The sequence below is a fragment of the Acinetobacter pragensis genome, from assembly GCF_001605895.1.
GTDB classification, from domain to species: domain Bacteria; phylum Pseudomonadota; class Gammaproteobacteria; order Pseudomonadales; family Moraxellaceae; genus Acinetobacter; species Acinetobacter pragensis.
Genome location: NZ_LUAW01000030.1, coordinates 19,153 through 40,344 on the forward strand (window position 1 = coordinate 19,153; position 21,192 = coordinate 40,344).

Below are 21,192 nucleotides of genomic sequence, written 5' to 3' on the forward strand. Positions count from 1 at the left end.
TGAATTATTTTTGATAGCCTGAATGCCAGCGCAGCAGGTATCTTTCTAAAGCGACAGCCAAGACATCGGCGAATTTGCCCAGCAGGGCGTAAAGCAGAATGCCGACAAGAACAATATCTGTCTGCAAAAATTCACGGGCATTCATGGTCATGTAGCCAATGCCTGCCTGTGCAGAAATCGTTTCCGCCACAATCAGCAGCACCCAGACCAGCCCCAGTGAAAAGCGCAGGCCGACTAAAATAGAGGGCATAGCGCCCGGCAGAATAATTTCTTTATACAGCTGCCAGCGGCTTAAGCCATAGCTTTTCCCCATTTCAATCAGCTGCGGATCGACTGAACGGATGCCGTGATAGGTATTAATGTAGACCGGAAAGAATACACCGATAGCGACCAAAAACAGTTTTGCGCTTTCATCGATGCCGAACCATAAAATCACCAAAGGAATCAGCGCCAATGCAGGAATATTCCGAATCATTTGAATCGAGGTATCCAGCAAGGTGGATGCGATTTTAGAGGAGCCGTTCAGCAGGCCAAGGAACAGCCCTAAACCGCCGCCCACCAGCAGGCCCATCAGTGCGCGGCCTGCGCTGACCCTGACATGGCGCCACAATTCACCGCTGACCAGCAAATTCCAGAATGCTGTGACGACGGCGCTGGGTGCGGGCAGGATTCTGCTTTGCAGTAAGCCGGTCGCGGAGGCGGTCTGCCAGATGAGGATCAGCGCTATTGGAAACAGCCAGGGCAGCAAGCGCTGCCCGAACTGTGTTCCACGTGAAACTTTCTTTTCAGGGAAAGCTTCAACGGAAACTGTCTTTGACATTTAAGCCGGCTCCTCAGCTTGTTTCTTTTTTTCATCCGGCGTGTAGTTATTCGCTACGATTTCACCAAATGGGCCAGTGAGGTTCGGCTGCACTAATTTTTGACGGGTTTCCAGCGGCAGCAATGGGAACACCAGTTCTGCAAAGCGGATAGATTCTTCCAAATGCGGGTAGCCAGAGAAGATGAATGTGCCGATGCCTAGGTCTGCATATTCTTGAATACGTGCTGCCACGGTTTCTGGGTCACCGACCAATGCCGTGCCTGCACCGCCGCGGACCAGGCCGACACCTGCCCAAAGGTTAGGCGACACTTCCAGTTTAGTGCGGTCGCCATTGTGCAGTTCCGCCATACGGCGCTGTCCGACAGAATCCATGGTTTTGAATTTTGCTTGCGCTGCTTGAATCGTTGCATCATCGACATACTGAATCAATTCTTCAGCGGCTTTCCATGCCTCTTCATTGGTTTCACGCACAATCACGTGCAGGCGGATGCCGTAGTTCAGCTCACGGCCTTTGGCCTTGGCTTTTTCACGGACAGCCGCAATTTTCTCTTTTACGGCTGCAGGCGGCTCACCCCATGTCAGGTAAGTGTCCACTTGGTCTGTTGCCAAGTCTACAGCTGCGTCTGAAGAACCGCCGAACCAGAGCGGCGGATAAGGTTTTTGCACCGGCGGATAAAGCAATTTAGCATCATCCACGCTGAGGCGTTCACCGTGAAACGTAAAGCTTTCACCTGTGTGTGAGCGTGACAGAATTTCACGCCAAATGGTGGTGTACTCCGCTGCTGTTTTATAGCGTGTCGCATGGTCTTCATACACGCCGTCACCTTTGAGCTCTTGTTCATCGCCGCCAGTGACCAAGTTCAGCAGAATACGCCCGCCAGACAGACGGTCAAAAGTCGCCGCCATCCGCGCAGTCAGTGCAGGGGTGGTGACGCCTGGACGTAAAGCCACTAAAAATTTCAGATTCTTGGTCGCATCAATCAAACTTGCTGCCGTCAGCCAAGGATCTTCACATGAACGGCCTGTAGGAATCAGTACGCCTTCATAGCCCAGATTATCCACTGCTACCGCGATTTGCTTCATATAGGCATGGTCAACTTGGCGCGCGCCCTTGCTGGTGCCTAGGTAACGGCTGTCGCCATGAGTCGGAATAAACCAGAAAATTTTCATATCAGTTCCTTAAATTTGAATTAGCTCGGTCATCAAACAGGCTGAATGCTTGGCTCTAAACCCAGACATTCAGCACGGACGTAAAAAGGTTTTGTTAAAATTACTTAATAATGGCTGCTTCGATGTTCAGTTTTTGCGGAATGAGTTTCTGCTCAAAAAATGCATCGGCCACTTGCTGCTGTTCTTTGGCTACTTGTGCTGAAATTGGCATTACGCCAAAGCCCATGCGGGAAATAGACGACTTTAAAATGCTGAAGTCGAGGCCAGTCGGCTGCTGCAAGAGCTTCGCGGCTTCGTCCTGATGCGCCTCAACCCATTCTGTCGACAGGTTCAGTTCATTGACTACAGCTTGAATCACTTTGGGATGCGCTTCGGCAAATTTGCGGTCAGCCAAATAGAATTGATGATTGCTGACCAAATTGTCACCGGTCGCAATCACGCGCGCGCCAATTTGCTGTTCAGCGGCTGCAAAGAACGGATCCCAAATGACCCATGCATCCACTGCGCCTTTTTCAAAAGCGGCGCGGGCATCAGACGGCGGCAAGTACACGACATGGATGTCATTCAGCGTTAATTTGTTGGCTTCAAGCAGCTTCAGCAGCAGGTAGTGCACATTTGAACCTTTGTTCAGCGCTACACGTTTGCCTTTTAAGTCTTGAATGCTTTGAATTTTTGAATCTTTCTGCACAATCAGCGCCTCAGCTTTGGGCGCAGCCGGCTGGTTGGCGACATAAACAAGATTGGAGTTGGCAGCCTGCGCAAAAATCGGCGGCGCTTCTCCTGCTTCACCAAATGACACACTGCCTACATTCAGGCCTTCCAAGAGCTGCGGGCCGGCCGGAAATTCAACCCACTTAACATTAACCCCTTGTTCTTTTAATGATGCTTCCAGTGTGCCGCGTTCTTTAATAATAGGAAGCAGGCCGTATTTTTGAAAACCGATATTTAAGGTGACTGTTTCCGCTTCTTTTTTTGCGCAGCCAGAAAGCATCATGGCACCCGCAGCTGCTGAAGACAGTACAATCGTTTTTGCCCAGAGTTTTGCTTTTTGTGTGCTCATGTAGGTGCTCCCGTTTAAGCAATGAAATTGAAGAACTGCTGATCGCTGAGCACTTACGGTAATGATTTTTCTTTTTCGAAAAAAATAAGAAAAAGTTAATTTGTCATGAAGAAAAAAGATAAATAAAAAACTGCAAAGCTTATGGTTTTTTTCGCATTGTGAAGTGATTTGAATGTTTGAATTAAAACAATATAACTATATGAAAATTATAAATTAAAAATCTAAAGATGTTTTTTGAATAAGCATATGCGGCTGATGAATAAAAAGCTTCAGCCTTTTTTGAATATTTTCGGCATAAGCTTAGTTAAAATTCAGATATGTACAGTGTAAAAAACCGCACTAAAGCGGTTTTTTACACACCAGAGAATTTCGCTGGTAGTTGTACAGCGCTTGTCTGGCATTGGGCAGATCATCGACGCTGGCTTGTTCAAAACCTTGCTCTAAAAACCAATGCGCAGTGCGTGTGGTTAAAATGAACAGCTGCTGAATTCCCATAGCGCGGGCTTTTTCTTCCAAATAATGCAGAATTTGGCTGCCGCGGTTGGACTTGCGGTAACTTGGATGCACCGCAACGCAGGCAATTTCGGCAGAACGCAGCTCACCGTCGGCTACAGGAAGCGGATATAGGGCAGCGCAGGCTAAAATCGTGCCGTCACGTTCGATTACGGCAAAATGTTCAATTTCATTTTCAAGACGCTCGCGTGAACGGTAGACCAGAATTCCTTCTTCTTCCAGCGGGCGCAATAGGCTGATCAGGCCGCCGACATCCTGAATATTGGCGGTACGCACCTCTTCATAATGCGCGTCTGTAATCATAGTGCCGGAACCGTCCCGGGTAAACAGCTCTTCGACCAGTGCGCCGTCATAGGCATAGGAAATTAAATGCACGCGATGGACGCCTTGCAGCGATGCTGTTTTGGCGCCTTGCAGATGCAGCGCAATATCCGGGTTGGAGTCCTGATATTGCAGAATATGGCGGTCCAGCTGATGCGGCGCAACTTCGCGCTGCAGCTGGCCGTGTTCATTCATTAAGCCATGCTGTTTGCCTAGAAAAATCAGTTTGTCCGCTTTTAGGCTGATGGCTGTTTTTGTGGCGACTTCTTCGGCCAGCAAATTAAATACTTCACCAGTAGTCGAATAGCCTGTTGGCCCCAGCAGCACAATATTCTGACTGTCTAAGTGGCGCTGAATAGCATCGGTATCGACAGAGCGCACTTCACCGGACAGCTGAAAATCAATACCGTCACGGATGCCATAAGGCTTGGCGGTAATCAGGTTGCCCGAGACTACATCAATGCGCGCGCCGTACATCGGCGAGTTGGCCAGTCCCATCGACAGCAGGGCTTCAATCTGCAGGCGGATGGAGCCTGCAGCGCTCATGACTGCGCCCAAAGATTCACGTGTGGTGATGCGGCGGTGATTATGAAACGGGGTCTGCAGGTGGCTGGCTTTTAAATTTTGATTGATTTGCGCCCGTGCGCCATGCACCAGAATCAGCCGGATGCCTAACGAGTGCAGCAAGGCGATATCATGGATAATGTGCTGAAAATTTTCATGCTGCACCGCTTCGCCATCAAACATAATGACAAAGGTTTTGCCGCGGTGCGCATTGATATAGGGTGCAGAATGCCGAAACCAATGCACATATTGCAATGTTGTGCTGTCTGATGGTTCTGCCGGATTCAACTGCATGCTGATCTCAAAATTGAAATGTCTTTTTCAGATTCTAATCAAAAATCAGCACGCTGGCAGAATAATTGTGCTTTTTGCATAAAAAAACACCTGAACGGCTGATTCAGGTGTTTTTCGGGAATGAGGGATCTTGCGGCGGATCAGTTCATGATGCGCAGAATGCGGTCAGTACGCTGATTGACCAGCACATAGTCGCCATTCACTTTGTACCATTGCTGATAACGGCCAGTATGGGGCAGGCGGCGAGCCTCACGGTCACTGACTTTATAGCGCGATGAATCATAGGCGCGCGGCAAAGACTGACCTACCCGCCATTGGCGGCTTGGATTTACCCGGCTGTCATTCCAGCGCTTGTTGTCATAGCGGTCGCTGTTATAGCTGTTTTGTCCATAAGCGTTGGTATAGCGGCGGTCATCATTACGGTGATCAGGCGCTGCCATGGCGGATGTTGCAATAAGTCCAGTCAACGCCAGTGCTGCTGCAGTTAGAAGTTTTTTCATTTTCATTCACCTTAAATCTGTTGAAGCATTGTGGATTCGATAAGTTCAAATTAACGGGAAAGAGCAGAGAAAGCATGAGCGCACTTTAGTGAAAGTGTGAACTTTATGAAGAAAAAGAGAAGCTGTGTAATCCGGCTGCAGGCTTTTCATACAGCGGGTTTCAGGCATACGAAAAAAACAGGTCAAAAAAAAGCCCAGACAGGGCTGGGCTTTTTTTCAATGCGGATTTACATTCCGAGAATGCGCAGAATACTGTTATTCTCTGAATTAACTAAGATATAGTCGTTATTGATTTTGTACCACTGCTGCTTGCGGCTTGGTTTAGGCAAATCATGATCTTGGTAATCGACTTTATAGCCGTCACCGCGGTAATGCTGCGGCATGACATAGCCTGTTTGCCATTTGTGCTGCTGCAAACGCTGTACACCGCGCTCTTCACGCATGCGGCGGTTATTCTGAGCGCGGTCACCGTCTTCATTTTCGCGGAAATCACGGCCTTTTTTTCCTTGATTCATATTCCGCGGATGGTCGTAGCCGCGGTCTTGATCAAAGTGAGGCGCAGCAACGCTTAAGCTGCTGGTCATTAAAGCACTGAAAGAAATAGCTAAAGCAGCCACAATCTTTTTCATGTTCAACCCTCATAGAAACAATTTATTTTTCATACAGCTACTGTACGCAAAAAATGCAGAGAAACTGTGAAGAAAGATTGCAAATTTTTTAAATAAAATGCAGAAAATACGGATATTTTGCAGTCAGTTGCGCAGTATAGCTCCCAGCTGATTGCTGGATTTGCATCTTCTGCCTTTTCTACTGCGCAAATTTTACCTTTGATTTTGAAATAATAAAAGTTTTTCAGCATGATTTCATGCGGCTGCCGCAAGTTGCTCAAGCTGTCGGACTAATTCCATTGTTCAGTCAAATGCTGCAATGCGCATACTGCTTTAGCTACAGATTCCGCTTCGGCCACATTGTCCAGCGCGGCAATTAAATTTTCAGTCAGCTGTAATGTCTCAATAGAACGGATGGTGTCGCGTTTACGGTTCAGGTCTGCCATTTAAGCCTCAGTGAGCACAGTATTAATGCAGAGGAGCATAGAATAGGATGTGTGATTTATAAAACCGGATATATTTATATTTTTTATCTAAAAATACGATTTTAAAAGTGCGCCGCTAAAACAGAAAGGGCAATCAAAATAACGGCAGCGCTGCAGAAGGCAGAACCGTTAAAAGAGCTGCAGCCCTTTTAACGTAGATACAATGGGTGCTGCTGATTAATAGGCGTAATTGAGGTCAGTGTAATCAACCAATGATTTATTGATATGCGCTTGAATGAATTCACGGACATCTTCTGCGGTCATTGGCGCGCCTTGTTTGGTGATGACATGCTCAACAGCCGGCTGGCCTGACGGGGTGATTTTATAGACAAAATTTTTGGCCGTTTTATAGCCGCCATCTTCTTTGACGATGCCGAGCGTGTAGCTGTAAGCGTGCTCAAAGTTCAGATCGGTATGGGAAAAGACAAACTGTTCAAACAGCTTGATGCTTTGACCTGAACTGAGCGCCTGCAATTCTTCCGCAATGCTGGGATCAAACTTCATGCCGTATTTTTCAGACAATGGCAGGCCATCAACCAGCAGGCTGATCATGCTGTCTTCAGTTTCTGTCACGGTAATATTGCTTAACTCAGACATGGTGTTCTCAAGGCTAAAAAAGATTGCTGCTAAGTATCCGCATATTGAATAGAATTACAAGACTGCTTTGGCTTAGAGCCGGACAGGCATAAAAAAGGAAGCCTCAGGCTTCCTTGTTTATTTGCGCGGATTAATATCCGGCAGCTTCAGTTTTGCGCGTCAATACTTTCGCCATTCATCTGCAGGCTGTCATCTCCCATCAGGTAGAGATAGGCCGGCATAATCTGTTCAGGCGTCGGCAAGGTTTTCGGGTCTTCATCCGGATAGGCTTTGGCACGCATTGCAGTGCGTGTTGCGCCCGGATTGATGCAGTTGTAGCGGATATTCGGATGCGTATTTTCTTTGGCGAAGAGGGTGCTGACAGCCTCAATCGCAATTTTAGACACCGAGTAAGCGCCCCAGCGTTCACGGGCTTCACGGCCAACGCCTGAGCTGGCAAATACCACAGAGGCATTGTCCGATTTTTGCAGTAGCGGCAGCAGTTCCTGAGTCAAAATAAAGGGCGCGCGCAAGTTTACCGCCATGACGTCATCCCAAACATCGACGGGATAATTCGCCAGTTCGGTACGCTCACCTAAAATGCCGGCATTATGCAAAATGCCGTCCAAACGGCCAAATTGGCGTTCTAGGGTATCCACCAGCAATTCATAATCACGAGGAGAAGCGCTGGATAGCTGCAGGGGCAAAATGGCTGGCTGCGGTGCGCCTAGGCCTTCAATTTCATCATAAATGACTTCCAGCTTATTCAGCGTGCGCCCATGCAGCACCACTGTAGCGCCGTGCAGCGCATAACTGATTGCGGCCGCGCGGCCAATACCGTCGCCCGCACCTGTAATCAGTATGATGCGATCTTTGAGCAGATCTGGGCGAGGCTGATATTCTGAATATTTCATGTAAAGCCTCCTCGTTTTATTGTGCTTGTACCTTGTTTTTTGTACTTAAGTTTTAACTTTTTTGCGCTATATTCACGCCTGCTGCGAACTCAGGTGCGTTGCCGTATGAGGCGCGATCACCAGCTGACGCAGTGCATTCTGCAAATCAGCAACAGTATTCACTATACAATCTGCGCGCCACGCTGTTAAGTCATCTTTGTACTGCAGCGGTAAATAGCCGTAAGCGGCCAGAATCGTGTACATCTGCGCATTGCGCCCCGCATCAATATCGCGCGGATGATCGCCGACATAAATGCAGTCTTTGGCATCAGTTTGGATTTTATCCGCGGCCAGATACATCGGTTCTGGATCGGGTTTGGTTTTGCTGACATCTTCAGGGCAAACCAAAACTGCACAGCGGTCAGTCAGATTCAGCGCCTGCAGCAGCGACTCACTGAGCCAGCGCGGCTTATTGGTGACAATGCCCCAAGGAATCTGATGGCTTTCCAGTTCTTCAAGCAATGCATACATGCCGTCAAACAGGTCGGTATCCACAGCAATGTCGGCGCCGTATAAGTCCAAAAAGCGCTGGCGGTGCGCCAAAAATACCGGATCTTCAACATCCAGTTCCGGATAAACCAGCTTGACCATTGCACGCGCGCCTTCAGAAACCTGAGTGCGGATTAAATCCGCGGCAACAATCTCACAGCCTTTGTCACGGCACATATCCTGCAGGATGCGGATGAAATCCGCCGCGGTATCAATCAGTGTGCCGTCTAAATCAAACAGAACCGCTTTCATCAGGCACCCTCATTCACAGTATGCACCATGTAATTCACATCGACATTCGGCGCCAGCCAGTAGCGTTTGGTCAGCGGGTTGTAATGCAGGCCGGTCATATCTTTCAGTTTTAGATTGGCTGTGCGGATATCGTGCGCCAGTTCAGAGGGCTTAATGAATTTTTGATAGTCGTGCGTGCCCTTGGCCAGCATGCGCAGCACGTATTCAGCGCCAATGATGGCAAATAAATAGGCTTTAGGGTTGCGGTTAATGGTTGAGAAAAACACATGGCCGCCCGGTTTTACCAGTTTTTGGCAGGCTTGAATAATGGATGCTGGATCGGGCACATGTTCCAGCATTTCCATGCAGGTCACGATGTCGTATTGCCCAGCCTGTTCTTCTGCCAATTGCTCTACTGGAACCTGATGGTATTCAATGTTTTGCACATTTTCCTGCTCTGCGTGCAGACGCGCGACATTGAGCGGCGCTTCACCCATGTCAATGCCCAGCACATCCGCGCCGCGGCGCGCCATGCTTTCCGCTAAAATACCGCCGCCGCAGCCGACATCCAGCACTTTCTTGCCGCTGATGCCGCCAGAATGCTCATCAATCCAGTTGAGGCGCAGCGGGTTAATCATATGCAGCGGCCGGAACTCAGAATGCTGATCCCACCAGATCGCTGCAAATGCTTCAAATTTGGCAATTTCTTGCGGATCAACATTCAATTGAGACATTAGAGTCACCTCAAGCAAGTCGTTATATTTTAAAAAGTCTATGGGAAGCTAGTGTAGCGTTTATTCAGGAAAAAGCGATAAAAGCGACAAAAAAGTTCACAGAATGAAAACGAAATCCGGCAGTTTTGATTTATAGTGTGGACATAAGCTAATCATAATGATTCCAGAGGATTATAAGCTTCATGAAAAAATTCCTTTTCAGCAGTGCAGCCGCTGCTCTTTTTGCTTTTTCAGGCAGCGCCATGGCCGCGCAATTTGTTGCAGGCAAAGACTACACAGTTCTTCCAACTCCTGTTGCTGTTGAAAAGCCTGGGAAAATTGAAGTGCGTGAGTTCTTCTGGTACGGCTGCCCGCACTGTTTCAAGCTGGAGCCGCATATGCAGGCGTGGCTGAAGCAAATGCCGAAGGATGTGCGTTTTGTCCGTACCCCAGCGGCAATGAACCCGCTTTGGGAGCAGGGCGCGCGCGCATATTATGTGTCTGAAGCTTTAGGCGTGCGTCAAAAAACCCATTTGACTTTATTCCATGAAATTCATGCAAATGGCAAAAATATTTTAGAGCAGGGCGCTTTTGCTAAATTCTTCACGCAGTTCGGCATTCCTGAGGCGAAGTTCAACAGCACATATAAATCGTTCCCGATCACCTCTAAAATTGCTCAGGCGCAGGACTTAGCGAAGCGCTATCAGCTGACCGGCGTACCGGCAGTCACAGTGAATGGCAAATATGTGATTCAGGGTGAAGATGAAAAAGTGACTCAAGTGCTGAATTATCTGATTGAGCAGGAACGCAAGGCGAAATAAACCATCTTTTGATGCCCGCCTGTTCGACTTAAAACCCGCGATTATGGCGGGTTTTTTTAGGACGGTACTTTATTAGCAGTTTTATTTAGATTCGGCTTTTTTTATATTTGGCACATGCTTATTTTTCAATCTCGGGGAGGCGTTCCCAGTTCAGAATGCCGCGGAACAGCAGCTGGACTTGAAACAGCGCTTGAGTTTTAAAAAATTCGCGCTGCTCTGCCTGCTGGCCGGGTTCAATACGCCGGCGGATTTCAATCCAGCCCATGGCCCAGTCCAAAGCCAAGTGAATCAAAAATTGCGCCAGCATGCGCAGATCTTGCGCCTGCTGCAAATGGCGCATGGTTTCGACCCGTCCAAGGGCATTCGCTAAATCATCAATTAAAAATTGAATTTCACGGTCAATGGCGTGGCGCAAAACAGCGGAACCGCCCCAGCGCTCCGAAATTAAAAAAATCCAAGGTTCCGGAGCATGTTCAACCGCTTGAAAAAAGATATCCAGACTGACTTTAGTTTTGGCGTTGGGCAGATATAAATACGCTTGCCCCAGCTGATGCAGCACGCCTTTTAAGTGCAGGGCAATTCGATCGATCAATTCCAGCCCCAGCTGATCCATATCTGAAAAATGACGGTAAAATGCGGCCGGAACCAAATCCGCATGGCGGGCTATTTCGCGCAGGCTCATGCTGCTGAATGCGCGTCCTGAGGCGCTGAGCATCAGGGCGGCATCCAATAAAGCCTGACGGCTTTGCTGCTTGCGTTCATCGCGTAATGACATAAAACCACCTATCCCTGATTGCTGCCAGTCTAGCAAAAAATGGGCTCTGAAACGATGCCGCTTATGGGGCCGTCAGACTCGCGGCCGGCGCTGATGTGTAAATCTGTCAATGCCGCATCAATCTTTCAGGCGGCTTCTGCTATACTTAGGCGCAATAAATTTTGGACAGAAGAAGGGCTCAACATGCGTATCGACCAGCGTGCTTTAGATCAATTACGTGAAGTAAAAATTACCCGCAATTATACCCGTTATGCGGAAGGCTCAGTATTGGTTGAATTCGGTCATACCAAGGTTCTTTGCACTGCCAGCATCGAAAATTCAGTGCCGCGTTTCTTAAAAGGCCAAGGTCAAGGCTGGGTGACTGCAGAATACGGCATGCTGCCGCGCTCTACGCATACCCGTTCAGACCGTGAAGCTGCCCGCGGCAAGCAAAGCGGCCGTACACAGGAAATTCAGCGCTTGATCGGCCGCAGCCTGCGCGCAATGGTCGATTTGAAAAAGCTGGGTGAAAACACCATCACGATCGACTGTGATGTGATTCAAGCGGACGGCGGTACACGTACTGCATCGATTACCGGCGCTGCTGTGGCGTTAATTGATGCCATGAATGTGCTGCTGGAAAAGAAAAAAATTAAGCATGACCCATTAAAAGGCTTAGTGGCGGCAGTGTCTGTCGGCATTTTTAAAGATGAAGCGCTGCTGGATCTGTGCTATGAAGAAGATTCAAACTGCCAGACTGATTTAAACGTGGTGATGACGCAAGCGGGCGAATTTATTGAAGTGCAAGGAACGGCAGAAGAAAAGCCGTTTACCCGCACGCAATGCAATGAAATGCTTGAGCTGGCTGAAAAAGGCATACAAGAACTCATCAAAAAACAGCAGGATGCTTTAGGCTGGTAAAGCGGCTGATTTTATTCAAGAAAAAAACGCACCTTCGGGTGCGTTTTTTGTTTTTCACACGGCTGCAATAAAAGCATCACCGCCCTGTCATCTTGCTCATTTATTTCTGTCAGCGCATTCAGCCATTAGGAAATCAAAAATGCGTGTGTTTTTAATACTGCTCATGATGAGTACAGCTGTTCTGCTCAGTGCTTGCAATAGCGATGATGACGGGCAGAGCATTCAGCCTTCCGAGCCTCAGCCCAATTGCAAAATGCATTGCGCCCCATAATAAAAACAGCAGGACAGAACAATGAACCGCCGTGACTTTTTAATTAATTCTTCGAAAACCTTATTCGGCTCTGCCGCCTTTGCCAGCTTTCCCTTAAGTATTCAAAAAGCGCTGGCGATTGATGCCAAAGTTGATACGGGCACCCTGCAGGACGTCAAGCATGTGGTGATTTTAACGCAGGAAAACCGTTCTTTTGACAATTACTTCGGCATGCTGAAAGGGGTGCGCGGTTTTGGCGACCGCTTCGGCATTCCGCTGGCGGATGGCCGCCAAGTTTGGCAGCAGTACGGGACAAACAGCCAAGTGTATTATCCCTATCATTTGGACAGCCGTTTGGGCAACGCGCAGCGTGTCAGCGGCACCCCGCATTCTTGGAAAGATGGGCAGGCTGCCTGGGATTGCGGCCGCATGGGCAATTGGGTGGAGCATAAAAACCCGCAGTCGATGGGCTACTACAAAAAAGCTGAAGTTGAATTTCAGTATGCCTTGGCCGATGCCTTTACCCTATGTGATGCCTATCACTGCGCGATGCATGCGGGAACCAACCCCAACCGTAAATTTATTTGGACAGGCACCAATGGGCCGACAGGTTCAGGCGAGGCCAGTGTGGTGAATGAATTTGACGGCATCGGCAGTTCAGCAGCGGGCTATGACTGGACAACCTATCCTGAGCGCCTGCAGCAGGCAGGTGTCAGCTGGAAGGTCTATCAGAATATGCCGGATAATTTTACCGATAATCCGCTGGCGGGCTTTAAGCAGTACCGCGCTGCCAATGAGCGTTCAGGCCAGCCGGTCAGCAATGATGCGCTGATTTGCCCTGCCTATGATGACAGCATCGATGCCACAGAGCCGCTGTACAAAGGCATTGCCAATACCATGCCGAATGATGGCGGTTTGTTGGGGCAGTTTAAACAGGATTTGACGGCTGGCGTATTGCCTCAGGTCAGCTGGATTGTGGCGCCAGCGGCGTATAGCGAACATCCGGGGCCATCCAGCCCTGTGCAGGGCGCTTGGTATATTCAGGAACTGCTGAATGCGTTGACGGATCAGCCGGAACTGTGGAGTCAAACCGTGCTGCTGGTGAACTTTGATGAAAATGACGGCTTTTTTGACCATATGCCTTCACCGTCTGCGCCGTCGCGGGAAATCAACGCCAGCGGTGAAGTGCTGAACGTGCATGGCAAAACTACATTGAGCGATGAGCAGCTGTCTTATGAATATTTCAATCATCCGTCTGTGGCAGGCTCGACTTCACAGCCGCGCCGTGAATTTGTAAACGGTGAAAATGTGAATTTTTGGCATGGCGTGTATGGGCCTGGCGTACGCGTGCCGATGTATGTGATTTCACCGTGGAGCCGCGGCGGCTGGGTCAATTCACAAATCTTTGACCATACCTCGATTATTCAGTTCTTAGAGCAGCGTTTTGGTGTGCAAGAGCCGAATATCAGTCCCTACCGCCGTGCAGTCTGCGGTGACTTGCTGTCGGCCTTTAATTTTAAAACCCCCAATTCCAGCGCGCTACCGAGCCTTGAAGGCAGTAAAAGCAAAGAGCAGGCCGATATTATCCGCAGCAATCAGGAAAAGCTCAGTCAGGTGCAAGTGCCCGCGGTACAGGCAAAGCCAAAGCAGGAGACAGGGCTTCGTCCGTCGCGCGCCCTGCCTTATATGCTGCATGCCAGCGCTAAAGTCAGTCCAGAGGCGGACTCAGTCAAGCTGCTGTTTTCCAATACAGGAACACAGGCGGGTGTATTCCATGTTTATAACCAGCTGGATTTAGGCGTTGCGCCGCGCCGCTATATGGTGGAAGCGGGCAAGCAGCTGGAAGATGACTGGACGCTGGCCGGCGGTCAATATGACTTATGGGTGCTGGGGCCGAATGGTTTTCACCGCGCATTCAAAGGTGACATCACGGAAAAAGCGCAGCTGGATGTTCTACCGGAAATTCGAGTGTGCATGGAAGAATGTGCGCCGCGCATATTCCTGAAAGTCCGGCATGACGGGCCTCAGGGCGCTGATTTAACTGTTAAGGCCAATGCCTATCTAGAGGGCAAGGCTTGGGCGGTAAAAAGCGCATCTGCAGAAACTGATGTACTGCTGGATATGGCTGATGTGCATGGCTGGTATGATTTTACGGTGACGCTGAATGGAGACAGCAGTTTTGAGCGCCGTTTTGCGGGACGCATTGAAACGGGCAAAGACGGCTATTCAGATCCATTTATGGGCGCTGAATAAAGGGCATAGATGCTCCATAAAAAAAGCGCCTCTAGTGGCGCTTTTTTTATCTCTGTTTGAGGTTTAGCCATTAAAACGCATGGATAAATCTACCGCTTTGACGTCTTTGGTCAGTACACCCATTGAAATATAGTCTACGCCAGTGCTTGCCACTTCACGCAAGTTTTCAATGGTAATGTTGCCTGAAGCTTCCAGCTTGCAGCGTCCCGCGACATGCTTCACCGCATCAATCATTTGCTGCTGGCTGAAATTGTCCAGCATCACGATATCGGCTTTGGCTTCAAGCGCCTGATTTAGTTCTTCCCAAGTTTCCACTTCGACTTCGACTGGTTTGCCCGGGGCAATGCTGTGCGCTTTGGCAATGGCCTGCACAATGCCGCCTGCGGCCATAATGTGGTTTTCTTTAATTAAAAACGCATCAAACAGGCCCAGCCGGTGGTTTTGCCCGCCGCCGACAGCAACTGCATATTTTTGCGCAATGCGCAGGCCAGGCAGGGTTTTACGGGTATCCAGCAGTTTAGTATGCAAGCCGTCCAGCTGCTTGACATAGTCTGCAGTTTTGGTCGCCACAGCGGACAGCGTCTGTATGAAGTTCAGCGCTGGGCGCTCTACAGTCAGCAGGCTGCGGGCAGAACCGGCCAGTTGAAGAAAAACTTCATCTGAGGCGATGCGGTCACCATCATTTTTCAACCATGTAACCTGTATTGCCGGATCATAGGCCTGAATTAAGGCATTCACCCATGGCTGGCCAGCCAGCACCATATCTTCACGGCTGATGATGGTGGCTGAGGCCTGTTCTTCTTCAGGGGTAAGAAGGGCCGTAATGTCCCCCTCACCAATATCTTCCTGCAGCGCCTGCTGAATATTGATTTGGATGGCCTGCTCAAGCAAAGATGGAGAGATGCTCATAAAGTTCCGTCTCTATTAACCCAGTAAAATTTGCGCGTTATAGTAACATTGTTCCTGAAAAATGAGCGATTTTTCATACAGCCGCCGCTGCTGAATTGAGATTTAGACGGGAAAGTTTTAGCATGGGCAGCAGATGCATTCGCCTGCGGGCCGAATTGAAAAAATGATCAGGATGAAACTATGCCGAAAACTGCCGCCTTTCAGGTGTGTCATGGCGAGCTGATTGGCGCACGCCAAATCCCTTCGCCCAATTACAACCAGCGCCCGAAACAAGCCGAAATTCAGCTGGTGGTGGTGCATAACATCAGCCTGCCGCCGTCCCAGTTTGGCGGTGGCTATATTGAGCAGTTTTTCCAGAATGCGCTGGACTGGGCTGCGCATCCTTATTTTCAAACCATAGAAGGCATGCAGGTGTCCGCGCATTTGCTGATTTTGAGAAGCGGTGAGGTGCTGCAGTTTGTCAATTTTAATGACCGTGCATGGCATGCCGGACGTTCCAGCTATTTGGGCCAAAAAGAGTGCAATGACTATTCGATTGGCATTGAGCTGGAAGGCAGCGATGATTTGCCTTTTGAACAGGCGCAGTATGATGCGCTGTCAGCCGTGACAGCGTGCCTGCAGCAGGCTTATCCAAAAATTCAGCAGCATTTGGCGGGGCATTCAGATATTGCGCCCGGCCGCAAGACCGATCCGGGGCCATTTTTTGATTGGAATAAATTCCGGACACAATTGCATCATTTTAAAAATAAATAAATAACAACATTCGGCCCTAATTATCCAATGAAAACTTGGGCCAACTTTCATTACAATAGCCACACTTTAAAAAACAGGTGAATACGATGGCCCTATGGCGATCTACCGTCATTGTCAGTGCAATGACCATGCTGTCACGAGTCTTGGGCCTAGTCCGGGATATCGTGCTGCTGAATGTGTTTGGCGCAGGCAAAGATTTTGACACCTTTGTTGTGGCTTTCCGTATTCCGAATTTTTTTCGGCGGCTGTTTGCCGAAGGCGCATTTTCACAGGCGTTCATTCCTGTCCTGACAGAATATAAAACCAGCCGCACCCATGCGGAAGTGCAGATTCTGATCAGCCGGGTGTTCGGCTGCTTAGCTACGTTCATGAGCGCATTAACTTTTGTGGCGATGGTGGCTGCGCCCGCGATCATCTATATCTATGCGCCGGGCTTTCATGATGATCCGGAGAAGTTTGCGCTGGCGGCGGATATGTTCCGCCTGACTATTCCCTATTTGCTGTTCATGTCGCTGACGGCTTTTGCCAGCAGTATTCTGAACAGCTACGGCTCCTTTACTTCCCCCGCTTTTTCTCCAGTCCTGCTGAATCTGGCGATGATTGCCGGCGCAGTCTGGCTGACGCCGTATATGGCTGAGCCGATTATGGCTTTAGGCTGGGCCGTGCTGATTGCCGGCGTGCTGCAGCTGGCGATTCAGATTCCTGAACTGTGGAATAAAAAGCTGCTGATTCCGCCTAAAGTCGATTTCAAGCACGAAGGTGTGGACCGTATCATGAAACTGATGCTGCCTGCGCTGTTTGGGGTTTCTGTGACGCAGATCAATCTGCTGCTGAATACCATTTGGGCATCCTTTATGCAGGATGGCTCGGTGTCTTGGCTGTACAGCGCAGAGCGCATGACGGAATTGCCTTTGGGCTTGATTGGCGTGGCGATCGGCACCGTGATTCTGCCGTCGTTATCCGCGCGCCATGCAGAACAGGATCAGGCGAAATTCCGCGGCATGATTGATTGGGCCGCTAAAGTGATTGTACTGGTTGGCGTGCCGGCCAGTATTGCGCTGTTTATGCTGTCGACACCCATTATTCAGGCGCTGTTCCAGCGCGGGGAATTTACCCTTGAAGATACGCAGATGACGGCTTTGGCGCTGCAATGCATGAGCGCAGGAGTGATCTCATTCATGCTGATTAAAGTCTTTGCGCCCGGATTTTATGCACAGCAGGACACCAAAACCCCTGTACGCGTTGGCCTGATGGCAGTAGCAGCCAATGCCATTTTAAACGTGATATTCATTGGCTTCTTTAAACTGATTGATTGGCATGCAGAGCATATGGCGCTGGCATTGGCATCGTCAGGTTCTGCGCTGGTGAATGCCGGCATGCTGTATTTTTATCTGCACAAGCGCAATATTTTCCGTTTCGGCGCGCATTGGAAAAAGCTAGGCATGCAGTTTGCTGCGGCGAATATCGTGATGATTGCCGCGCTTGGGTATGCGCTGACATGGTACAACGGTGAAGTTTCTCAATGGATCCGTGTGGCAGAAGTGATCGGATTCTGTCTGGTCGGAGTGGCCGCCTATGGCGTGGCATTGATCGCCGCCGGCTTCAGACCGCGCCATTTACGCCCATAACCCAGCACGCAAACCATATAAAGGTGAAGCACAAATAAAAAATAAGCGCCCAATAAGGCGCTTATTTTTTATGGATCAGATGAATACTTTAAATCGTACTCATAACTGCGGTGGGAGACGTACGCTATACCTTTCCGCGAGACAGGAAACCAACGATTGCGAGAATCACTGCAATCACCAGCAGTATCACTGCAAAATCTTTTGACAGCCCTGCAACGCCGCCGAATCCGAGCAAGCTCGCAATTAATGCGATCACTGCAAATATAATAGCCCAACGAAACATCGTACTTCTCCATGTGTTTTTATTCTGATCTTCAGTATAGGGCGCTGGTTTTTTGTACACTGTTATGCTTTTGTTGATAAGTTTTGAACGAATTGTGACAATAGTTTACCAATGTATGCGCTGCACATTAATGCTTAAAAATGAGATTAGCCTGATATAATTCGGCAAAATACCTAGATTGACGCTCAGACCATGACGGATGAACTTCGCCCGCAATTTTGGAAAAAATATGCTTTAGCTGACATGACGCACGCAGAATGGGAAGCGCTGTGCGATGGCTGCGGCAAGTGCTGCTTAATCAAGCTTGAAGATGAGGAGACTCAGGAGATTGCCTATACTAAAGTGGCTTGCCAATTGCTGGACTGCGCAACAGGGCACTGCTCTAATTATGCCAGCCGCCGGCAGTTTGTGCCTGACTGCATTCAGCTGACGCCAGCGCTGCTGCAGCAGATTAAATGGCTTCCTTCCACCTGCGCTTACCGCCGGCTGAATGATGGACAAAGTCTGCCGTCTTGGCATCATTTAAATACCGGCAGCCGCGACAGCATTATTCAAGCGAGAAAATCTGCAGCAGGGCGCTGCATCAGTGAAAAAGATATTGATGAAGATGAAATTGAAGATTATATCGTGCGCTGGATCCGTTAATCATGCTGTCCTTATGCATGTGCAGCATGTTTTATTTTAACGATTCAAAAAACTCCAGTTCAGACATGACCTGAAAGCCATGCTGCAGCAGCAAGGCTGCTGTGACGCCTGAACCTGCAATCTTTGCGCCGCTGAATGTACCGTCATAAATGGAGTTCCGCCCGCATGACGGGCTATGCTCTTTGAGCACCACAGCATGAATTTGATGCTTTTGAGCCAAATGCAGGGTTCTATAGGCGCCGCAGAGAAAGGCTTCCGTTACATCTGTGCCCTTTTGGGTGATGACTTTGGCTGTGCCAGCCAGCACATCGAGCGCAGTGCCGCCTGAAATTTCGGCCGCTTCACGCGGGCAGGCAAGGCCTCCGAGCATTTCCGGACAAACCGTAATGGCCAATTTTTGCTGAATTAAGGCTTGAATGGCATCAAACTGATAGCCTTTGCCATCATAGCGGACGGGCTGCCCAGCTAAACAGGCGCTGATTAAATACATAAGAAGCTGCGCTTTTTATTCAATGGTCATGAATCCGTGATTATTCTAGAGGCGGGGCAGCAGCTGCGCTGCGTCTGAATTGTTCATTGGAATATAAAAATAGAACCCTTGGCCTTTCCGGCAATTGCAGGATTTCAAAATTTCCAGCTGTTCCGTCGTTTCAATTCCCTCAACCAAAACATCCAGCGCAATACTGCTGCCCAGTTGGCTGATGGCTTTAACAATGGCCAGCGCCGATTGATCATGGGTCATGTGCTCAACAAAATTTTTATCAATTTTAATGCAGTCAATCGGGTAATCTCTTAAACGGGTTAAAGAGGAATGCCCTGTGCCGAAGTCATCTAAGGAAATTTGAATGCCTGCGGATTTCAGCAAGTTCAAGGCGCGGATAACATAATTGGCGCCGCGTTCAGATAGGCTTTGCTCGGTAATTTCAACCTCAATCAGATGATGCGGAATGCCGAATCGATTCATGCGCTGCAGCAGTTTTTCGGCATAGTCATCCCGCAGAAATTCTACAGGCGCGGCATTAATCGAAATGGGCAAAACATCCATGGCCTTTGCTATCCATTGCTGAATATCGGTAAATATTTTGGTCTGCATGGTTTCGCTGATGCCTGAGGCAAGCTCATAATCATGAAAGGCGGCATAAATATTGGCGGGCAGCTGCAAGTCGCCTTCGCTGTCATGCCAGCGCAGCAGCGCCTCAAACCCAATGACATTGCCTGTCTGCAGCAGAACTTTAGGCTGATAATAGGGCTCTATGCTGTTGGACTTTAAAATGCTTCGGGCTAAAGTCAGCTGCTTGGTGGTCACTTCAAGTGTTTCAAACATGGTGTGATTGAACATGCGGATACCGCCGCGGCCGCTGGATTTCAAATCATTCAGGGCAATGTCAGCGCACTTTAATAAATTTGAAGCGTTTTCAGCATCGCGCGGATAGACCGAACAGCCGATACTCATGCCGCCATTGATGAACTGCCCTGCATAGCTGATGGGCAACTCCATCTGCATCCATGCGTGCTGCGCGATGTCCAGCAGCTGTTCCTGACTTTTCAGCTGGGGCACTAGAATTGCGAATTCATCGCCGCCCAAGCGCGCCACCGTGATATGCGCATCGAAACAGGTCTGGAAACGCTGTCCTAAGGTCCGCAGCAGATGGTCGCCGGCCGTATGCCCCAGCGTGTCATTGACATGCTTGAAATAATCCAAATCAATCAGCAGCAAGCCCGCCATGTGGCTGGTGTCTTGCGCCTCTTGCAGGGTCATCTTGAACAGCTTATTGAAAGCGCGCCGGTTAATTAAGCCGGTTAATTCATCCTCTTCAATTACCCGCTGCAATTTGACTTCGGCCATCATTTGCTGACTGATATCTCTGGAAACGCAGAGTATGTTTTGCGTGACACCGTTTTCATCCAGAATGGGCGTTAAAATATTGTCCCAATATTGCAGCGCTTGCCCAGGGACATGGCTTTTACCTGAAAAACGCGCGTTTTGGCCCGAGGCGGCCAGATGCAGGGCCTCTTTGCCTGCTGTGCGGACTTCTGCCGGCAGTAAACTCAGCCAAGGCATGCCAAAATTTTTCTCATCGACCGGAACGCCAAGCGCTAAACAGCCTGAGCGGTTCATATGGATCACGCTGCCGTCTGGCGTTAATATTTTGATGCAGTCAAGGCTGGCATCCAGCATTTTGTTTTGCTGCGCGATATGCTGGTTCAGCAGCAGCTGTTTTTCATATTCCTCATGAATATCGGCAATGCTGATCAGCCATTGATACAAGGGCTGCTCGACTGCGGGAAAGTTGACCTGCAGCCTGCACATGCGGTAACCCAGTTCACAGTGCTTGATCCGGCAGTTTTTGTGAAAGCTTTGAGTGTTTGCAAGCGCGTTGCGCCACAGCGCCATCAAATGCTCTAAATCTTCGGGATGTATGAACTGAAGCCACTGCCCGTCATTTAGCGGGTTCTGCTGCAGCCCCGTAAACTGCATCATCGCGCTGTTGATATCTGAGGTTCCCTGACGGGTTTTCAGCCAAATCGGCAGATGAAAATGATCAATTAAATCATGAAGCTGTACATTGGATATCGGCATTGGAAAAATAGCAGGTGGCTGAAATTGGGCTGCAATCTCAGTTTCAATTTGCGCGGGTGTTTGCGCTTTGCHDDTCADTMRWKMAMRYKTYTKWWMW

22 protein-coding genes are annotated in these 21,192 nt (G+C 49.2%); 6 read left to right on the plus strand and 16 right to left on the minus strand.

Annotation, left to right across the window (positions count from 1 at the left end; translation table 11 throughout):
* Positions 1-4: 4 nt before the first annotated feature.
* The 11 genes from ssuC to ubiG all read right to left on the minus strand — a co-directional run bounded on the left by ssuC (position 5) and on the right by ubiG (position 9,318).
* A complete protein-coding gene (ssuC, locus tag AZH43_RS13060) occupies positions 5-820 on the minus strand; it encodes an aliphatic sulfonate ABC transporter permease SsuC (protein WP_067670374.1) in 816 nt (271 codons plus the stop codon).
* A complete protein-coding gene (ssuD, locus tag AZH43_RS13065; RefSeq protein ID WP_067670376.1) occupies positions 821-1,990 on the minus strand; it encodes an FMNH2-dependent alkanesulfonate monooxygenase in 1,170 nt (389 codons plus the stop codon).
* A 100-nt stretch (positions 1,991-2,090) separates the two neighbouring features.
* Positions 2,091-3,050, minus strand: a complete 960-nt coding sequence (locus AZH43_RS13070) for a sulfonate ABC transporter substrate-binding protein (protein WP_067670378.1) — start codon at positions 3,048-3,050, stop codon at positions 2,091-2,093.
* 339 nt (positions 3,051-3,389) lie between these two features.
* On the minus strand, positions 3,390-4,736 hold the full coding sequence (gene argA, locus AZH43_RS13075; RefSeq protein ID WP_406564626.1) for an amino-acid N-acetyltransferase: 1,347 nt from the start codon (positions 4,734-4,736) through the stop codon (positions 3,390-3,392).
* 146 nt (positions 4,737-4,882) lie between these two features.
* Positions 4,883-5,242, minus strand: coding sequence for an RcnB family protein (locus tag AZH43_RS13080; protein ID WP_067670382.1), 360 nt, complete (start codon positions 5,240-5,242; stop codon positions 4,883-4,885).
* 227 nt (positions 5,243-5,469) lie between these two features.
* A complete protein-coding gene (locus AZH43_RS13085; protein WP_067670384.1) occupies positions 5,470-5,871 on the minus strand; it encodes an RcnB family protein in 402 nt (133 codons plus the stop codon).
* A 269-nt stretch (positions 5,872-6,140) separates the two neighbouring features.
* The gene (locus AZH43_RS18680) at positions 6,141-6,296 is read right to left on the minus strand and encodes a hypothetical protein (protein ID WP_162840082.1); all 156 of its coding nucleotides are present in this window, start codon (positions 6,294-6,296) and stop codon (positions 6,141-6,143) included.
* Between the two features lie 216 nt (positions 6,297-6,512).
* A complete protein-coding gene (locus AZH43_RS13095) occupies positions 6,513-6,932 on the minus strand; it encodes a hypothetical protein (protein ID WP_067670389.1) in 420 nt (139 codons plus the stop codon).
* A 146-nt stretch (positions 6,933-7,078) separates the two neighbouring features.
* A complete protein-coding gene (locus AZH43_RS13100) occupies positions 7,079-7,825 on the minus strand; it encodes a YciK family oxidoreductase (protein WP_067670391.1) in 747 nt (248 codons plus the stop codon).
* Positions 7,826-7,897: 72 nt separating this feature from the next.
* On the minus strand, positions 7,898-8,608 hold the full coding sequence (locus AZH43_RS13105) for an HAD family hydrolase (protein WP_171254470.1): 711 nt from the start codon (positions 8,606-8,608) through the stop codon (positions 7,898-7,900).
* Positions 8,605-9,318 (minus strand): bifunctional 2-polyprenyl-6-hydroxyphenol methylase/3-demethylubiquinol 3-O-methyltransferase UbiG, encoded by a 714-nt coding sequence (ubiG, locus tag AZH43_RS13110; RefSeq protein ID WP_067670394.1) that lies wholly within the window; start codon positions 9,316-9,318, stop codon positions 8,605-8,607. The genes AZH43_RS13105 and ubiG overlap by 4 nt, the downstream gene beginning before the upstream one ends.
* Positions 9,319-9,500: 182 nt before the next feature.
* On the opposite strand from ubiG, the gene AZH43_RS13115 reads away from it, so the two are divergent.
* Positions 9,501-10,118 (plus strand): thiol:disulfide interchange protein DsbA/DsbL, encoded by a 618-nt coding sequence (locus tag AZH43_RS13115; protein ID WP_067670396.1) that lies wholly within the window; start codon positions 9,501-9,503, stop codon positions 10,116-10,118.
* Between the two features lie 118 nt (positions 10,119-10,236).
* Here AZH43_RS13115 and AZH43_RS13120 read toward each other — a convergent pair whose 3' ends face one another.
* Complete coding sequence (locus AZH43_RS13120; RefSeq protein WP_067670398.1) at positions 10,237-10,893, minus strand: TetR family transcriptional regulator; 657 nt, start codon at positions 10,891-10,893, stop codon at positions 10,237-10,239.
* 183 nt (positions 10,894-11,076) lie between these two features.
* Between AZH43_RS13120 and rph the strand changes: the two genes are divergently transcribed.
* A complete protein-coding gene (gene rph / locus AZH43_RS13125) occupies positions 11,077-11,793 on the plus strand; it encodes a ribonuclease PH (RefSeq protein WP_067670418.1) in 717 nt (238 codons plus the stop codon).
* 292 nt (positions 11,794-12,085) lie between these two features.
* On the plus strand, positions 12,086-14,296 hold the full coding sequence (locus AZH43_RS13130; RefSeq protein WP_067670400.1) for a phosphocholine-specific phospholipase C: 2,211 nt from the start codon (positions 12,086-12,088) through the stop codon (positions 14,294-14,296).
* Between the two features lie 63 nt (positions 14,297-14,359).
* On the opposite strand, the gene nadC is transcribed toward AZH43_RS13130, so the two are convergent.
* The gene (gene nadC / locus AZH43_RS13135; protein ID WP_067670402.1) at positions 14,360-15,205 is read right to left on the minus strand and encodes a carboxylating nicotinate-nucleotide diphosphorylase; all 846 of its coding nucleotides are present in this window, start codon (positions 15,203-15,205) and stop codon (positions 14,360-14,362) included.
* Between the two features lie 180 nt (positions 15,206-15,385).
* On the opposite strand from nadC, the gene ampD reads away from it, so the two are divergent.
* Together ampD and murJ are read left to right on the plus strand one after the other, a co-directional pair.
* Positions 15,386-15,958 carry a 1,6-anhydro-N-acetylmuramyl-L-alanine amidase AmpD gene (gene ampD, locus AZH43_RS13140; RefSeq protein ID WP_067670404.1) on the plus strand — a complete coding sequence of 191 codons (573 nt, stop codon included), beginning with the start codon at positions 15,386-15,388 and terminating at the stop codon, positions 15,956-15,958.
* A 77-nt stretch (positions 15,959-16,035) separates the two neighbouring features.
* On the plus strand, positions 16,036-17,586 hold the full coding sequence (murJ, locus tag AZH43_RS13145; RefSeq protein ID WP_171254469.1) for a murein biosynthesis integral membrane protein MurJ: 1,551 nt from the start codon (positions 16,036-16,038) through the stop codon (positions 17,584-17,586).
* A gap of 124 nt (positions 17,587-17,710) precedes the next feature.
* Here murJ and AZH43_RS13150 read toward each other — a convergent pair whose 3' ends face one another.
* Positions 17,711-17,869: a DUF1328 domain-containing protein gene (locus AZH43_RS13150; RefSeq protein WP_005006601.1), complete on the minus strand. Its 159-nt coding sequence runs from the start codon at positions 17,867-17,869 to the stop codon at positions 17,711-17,713.
* A 192-nt stretch (positions 17,870-18,061) separates the two neighbouring features.
* On the opposite strand from AZH43_RS13150, the gene AZH43_RS13155 reads away from it, so the two are divergent.
* A complete protein-coding gene (locus tag AZH43_RS13155) occupies positions 18,062-18,514 on the plus strand; it encodes a YcgN family cysteine cluster protein (RefSeq protein ID WP_067670408.1) in 453 nt (150 codons plus the stop codon).
* A 31-nt stretch (positions 18,515-18,545) separates the two neighbouring features.
* Here the strand turns inward: AZH43_RS13155 and AZH43_RS13160 are convergent, their stop codons facing one another.
* The gene (locus AZH43_RS13160) at positions 18,546-19,004 is read right to left on the minus strand and encodes a DUF523 domain-containing protein (protein ID WP_067670410.1); all 459 of its coding nucleotides are present in this window, start codon (positions 19,002-19,004) and stop codon (positions 18,546-18,548) included.
* Between the two features lie 45 nt (positions 19,005-19,049).
* Positions 19,050-21,095: a putative bifunctional diguanylate cyclase/phosphodiesterase gene (locus AZH43_RS18185; protein ID WP_081406822.1), complete on the minus strand. Its 2,046-nt coding sequence runs from the start codon at positions 21,093-21,095 to the stop codon at positions 19,050-19,052.
* Positions 21,096-21,192: the final 97 nt, after the last annotated feature.

Excerpts from the sequence above, each read along its gene's own strand:
- ssuC (WP_067670374.1), bottom strand. The coding sequence starts at position 820 with ATGTCAAAGACAGTTTCCGTTGAAGCTTTCCCTGAAAAGAAAGTTTCA.
- ssuD (WP_067670376.1), bottom strand. The coding sequence starts at position 1,990 with ATGAAAATTTTCTGGTTTATTCCGACTCATGGCGACAGCCGTTACCTA.
- AZH43_RS13070 (WP_067670378.1), bottom strand. The coding sequence starts at position 3,050 with ATGAGCACACAAAAAGCAAAACTCTGGGCAAAAACGATTGTACTGTCT.
- AZH43_RS13080 (WP_067670382.1), bottom strand. The coding sequence starts at position 5,242 with ATGAAAAAACTTCTAACTGCAGCAGCACTGGCGTTGACTGGACTTATT.
- AZH43_RS13085 (WP_067670384.1), bottom strand. The coding sequence starts at position 5,871 with ATGAAAAAGATTGTGGCTGCTTTAGCTATTTCTTTCAGTGCTTTAATG.
- AZH43_RS18680 (WP_162840082.1), bottom strand. The coding sequence starts at position 6,296 with ATGGCAGACCTGAACCGTAAACGCGACACCATCCGTTCTATTGAGACA.
- AZH43_RS13095 (WP_067670389.1), bottom strand. The coding sequence starts at position 6,932 with ATGTCTGAGTTAAGCAATATTACCGTGACAGAAACTGAAGACAGCATG.
- AZH43_RS13100 (WP_067670391.1), bottom strand. The coding sequence starts at position 7,825 with ATGAAATATTCAGAATATCAGCCTCGCCCAGATCTGCTCAAAGATCGC.
- ubiG (WP_067670394.1), bottom strand. The coding sequence starts at position 9,318 with ATGTCTCAATTGAATGTTGATCCGCAAGAAATTGCCAAATTTGAAGCA.
- AZH43_RS13115 (WP_067670396.1), top strand. The coding sequence starts at position 9,501 with ATGAAAAAATTCCTTTTCAGCAGTGCAGCCGCTGCTCTTTTTGCTTTT.
- AZH43_RS13120 (WP_067670398.1), bottom strand. The coding sequence starts at position 10,893 with ATGTCATTACGCGATGAACGCAAGCAGCAAAGCCGTCAGGCTTTATTG.
- rph (WP_067670418.1), top strand. The coding sequence starts at position 11,077 with ATGCGTATCGACCAGCGTGCTTTAGATCAATTACGTGAAGTAAAAATT.
- AZH43_RS13130 (WP_067670400.1), top strand. The coding sequence starts at position 12,086 with ATGAACCGCCGTGACTTTTTAATTAATTCTTCGAAAACCTTATTCGGC.
- nadC (WP_067670402.1), bottom strand. The coding sequence starts at position 15,205 with ATGAGCATCTCTCCATCTTTGCTTGAGCAGGCCATCCAAATCAATATT.
- ampD (WP_067670404.1), top strand. The coding sequence starts at position 15,386 with ATGCCGAAAACTGCCGCCTTTCAGGTGTGTCATGGCGAGCTGATTGGC.
- AZH43_RS13150 (WP_005006601.1), bottom strand. The coding sequence starts at position 17,869 with ATGTTTCGTTGGGCTATTATATTTGCAGTGATCGCATTAATTGCGAGC.
- AZH43_RS13155 (WP_067670408.1), top strand. The coding sequence starts at position 18,062 with ATGACGGATGAACTTCGCCCGCAATTTTGGAAAAAATATGCTTTAGCT.
- AZH43_RS13160 (WP_067670410.1), bottom strand. The coding sequence starts at position 19,004 with ATGTATTTAATCAGCGCCTGTTTAGCTGGGCAGCCCGTCCGCTATGAT.
- AZH43_RS18185 (WP_081406822.1), bottom strand. The coding sequence starts at position 21,095 with ATGCCGATATCCAATGTACAGCTTCATGATTTAATTGATCATTTTCAT.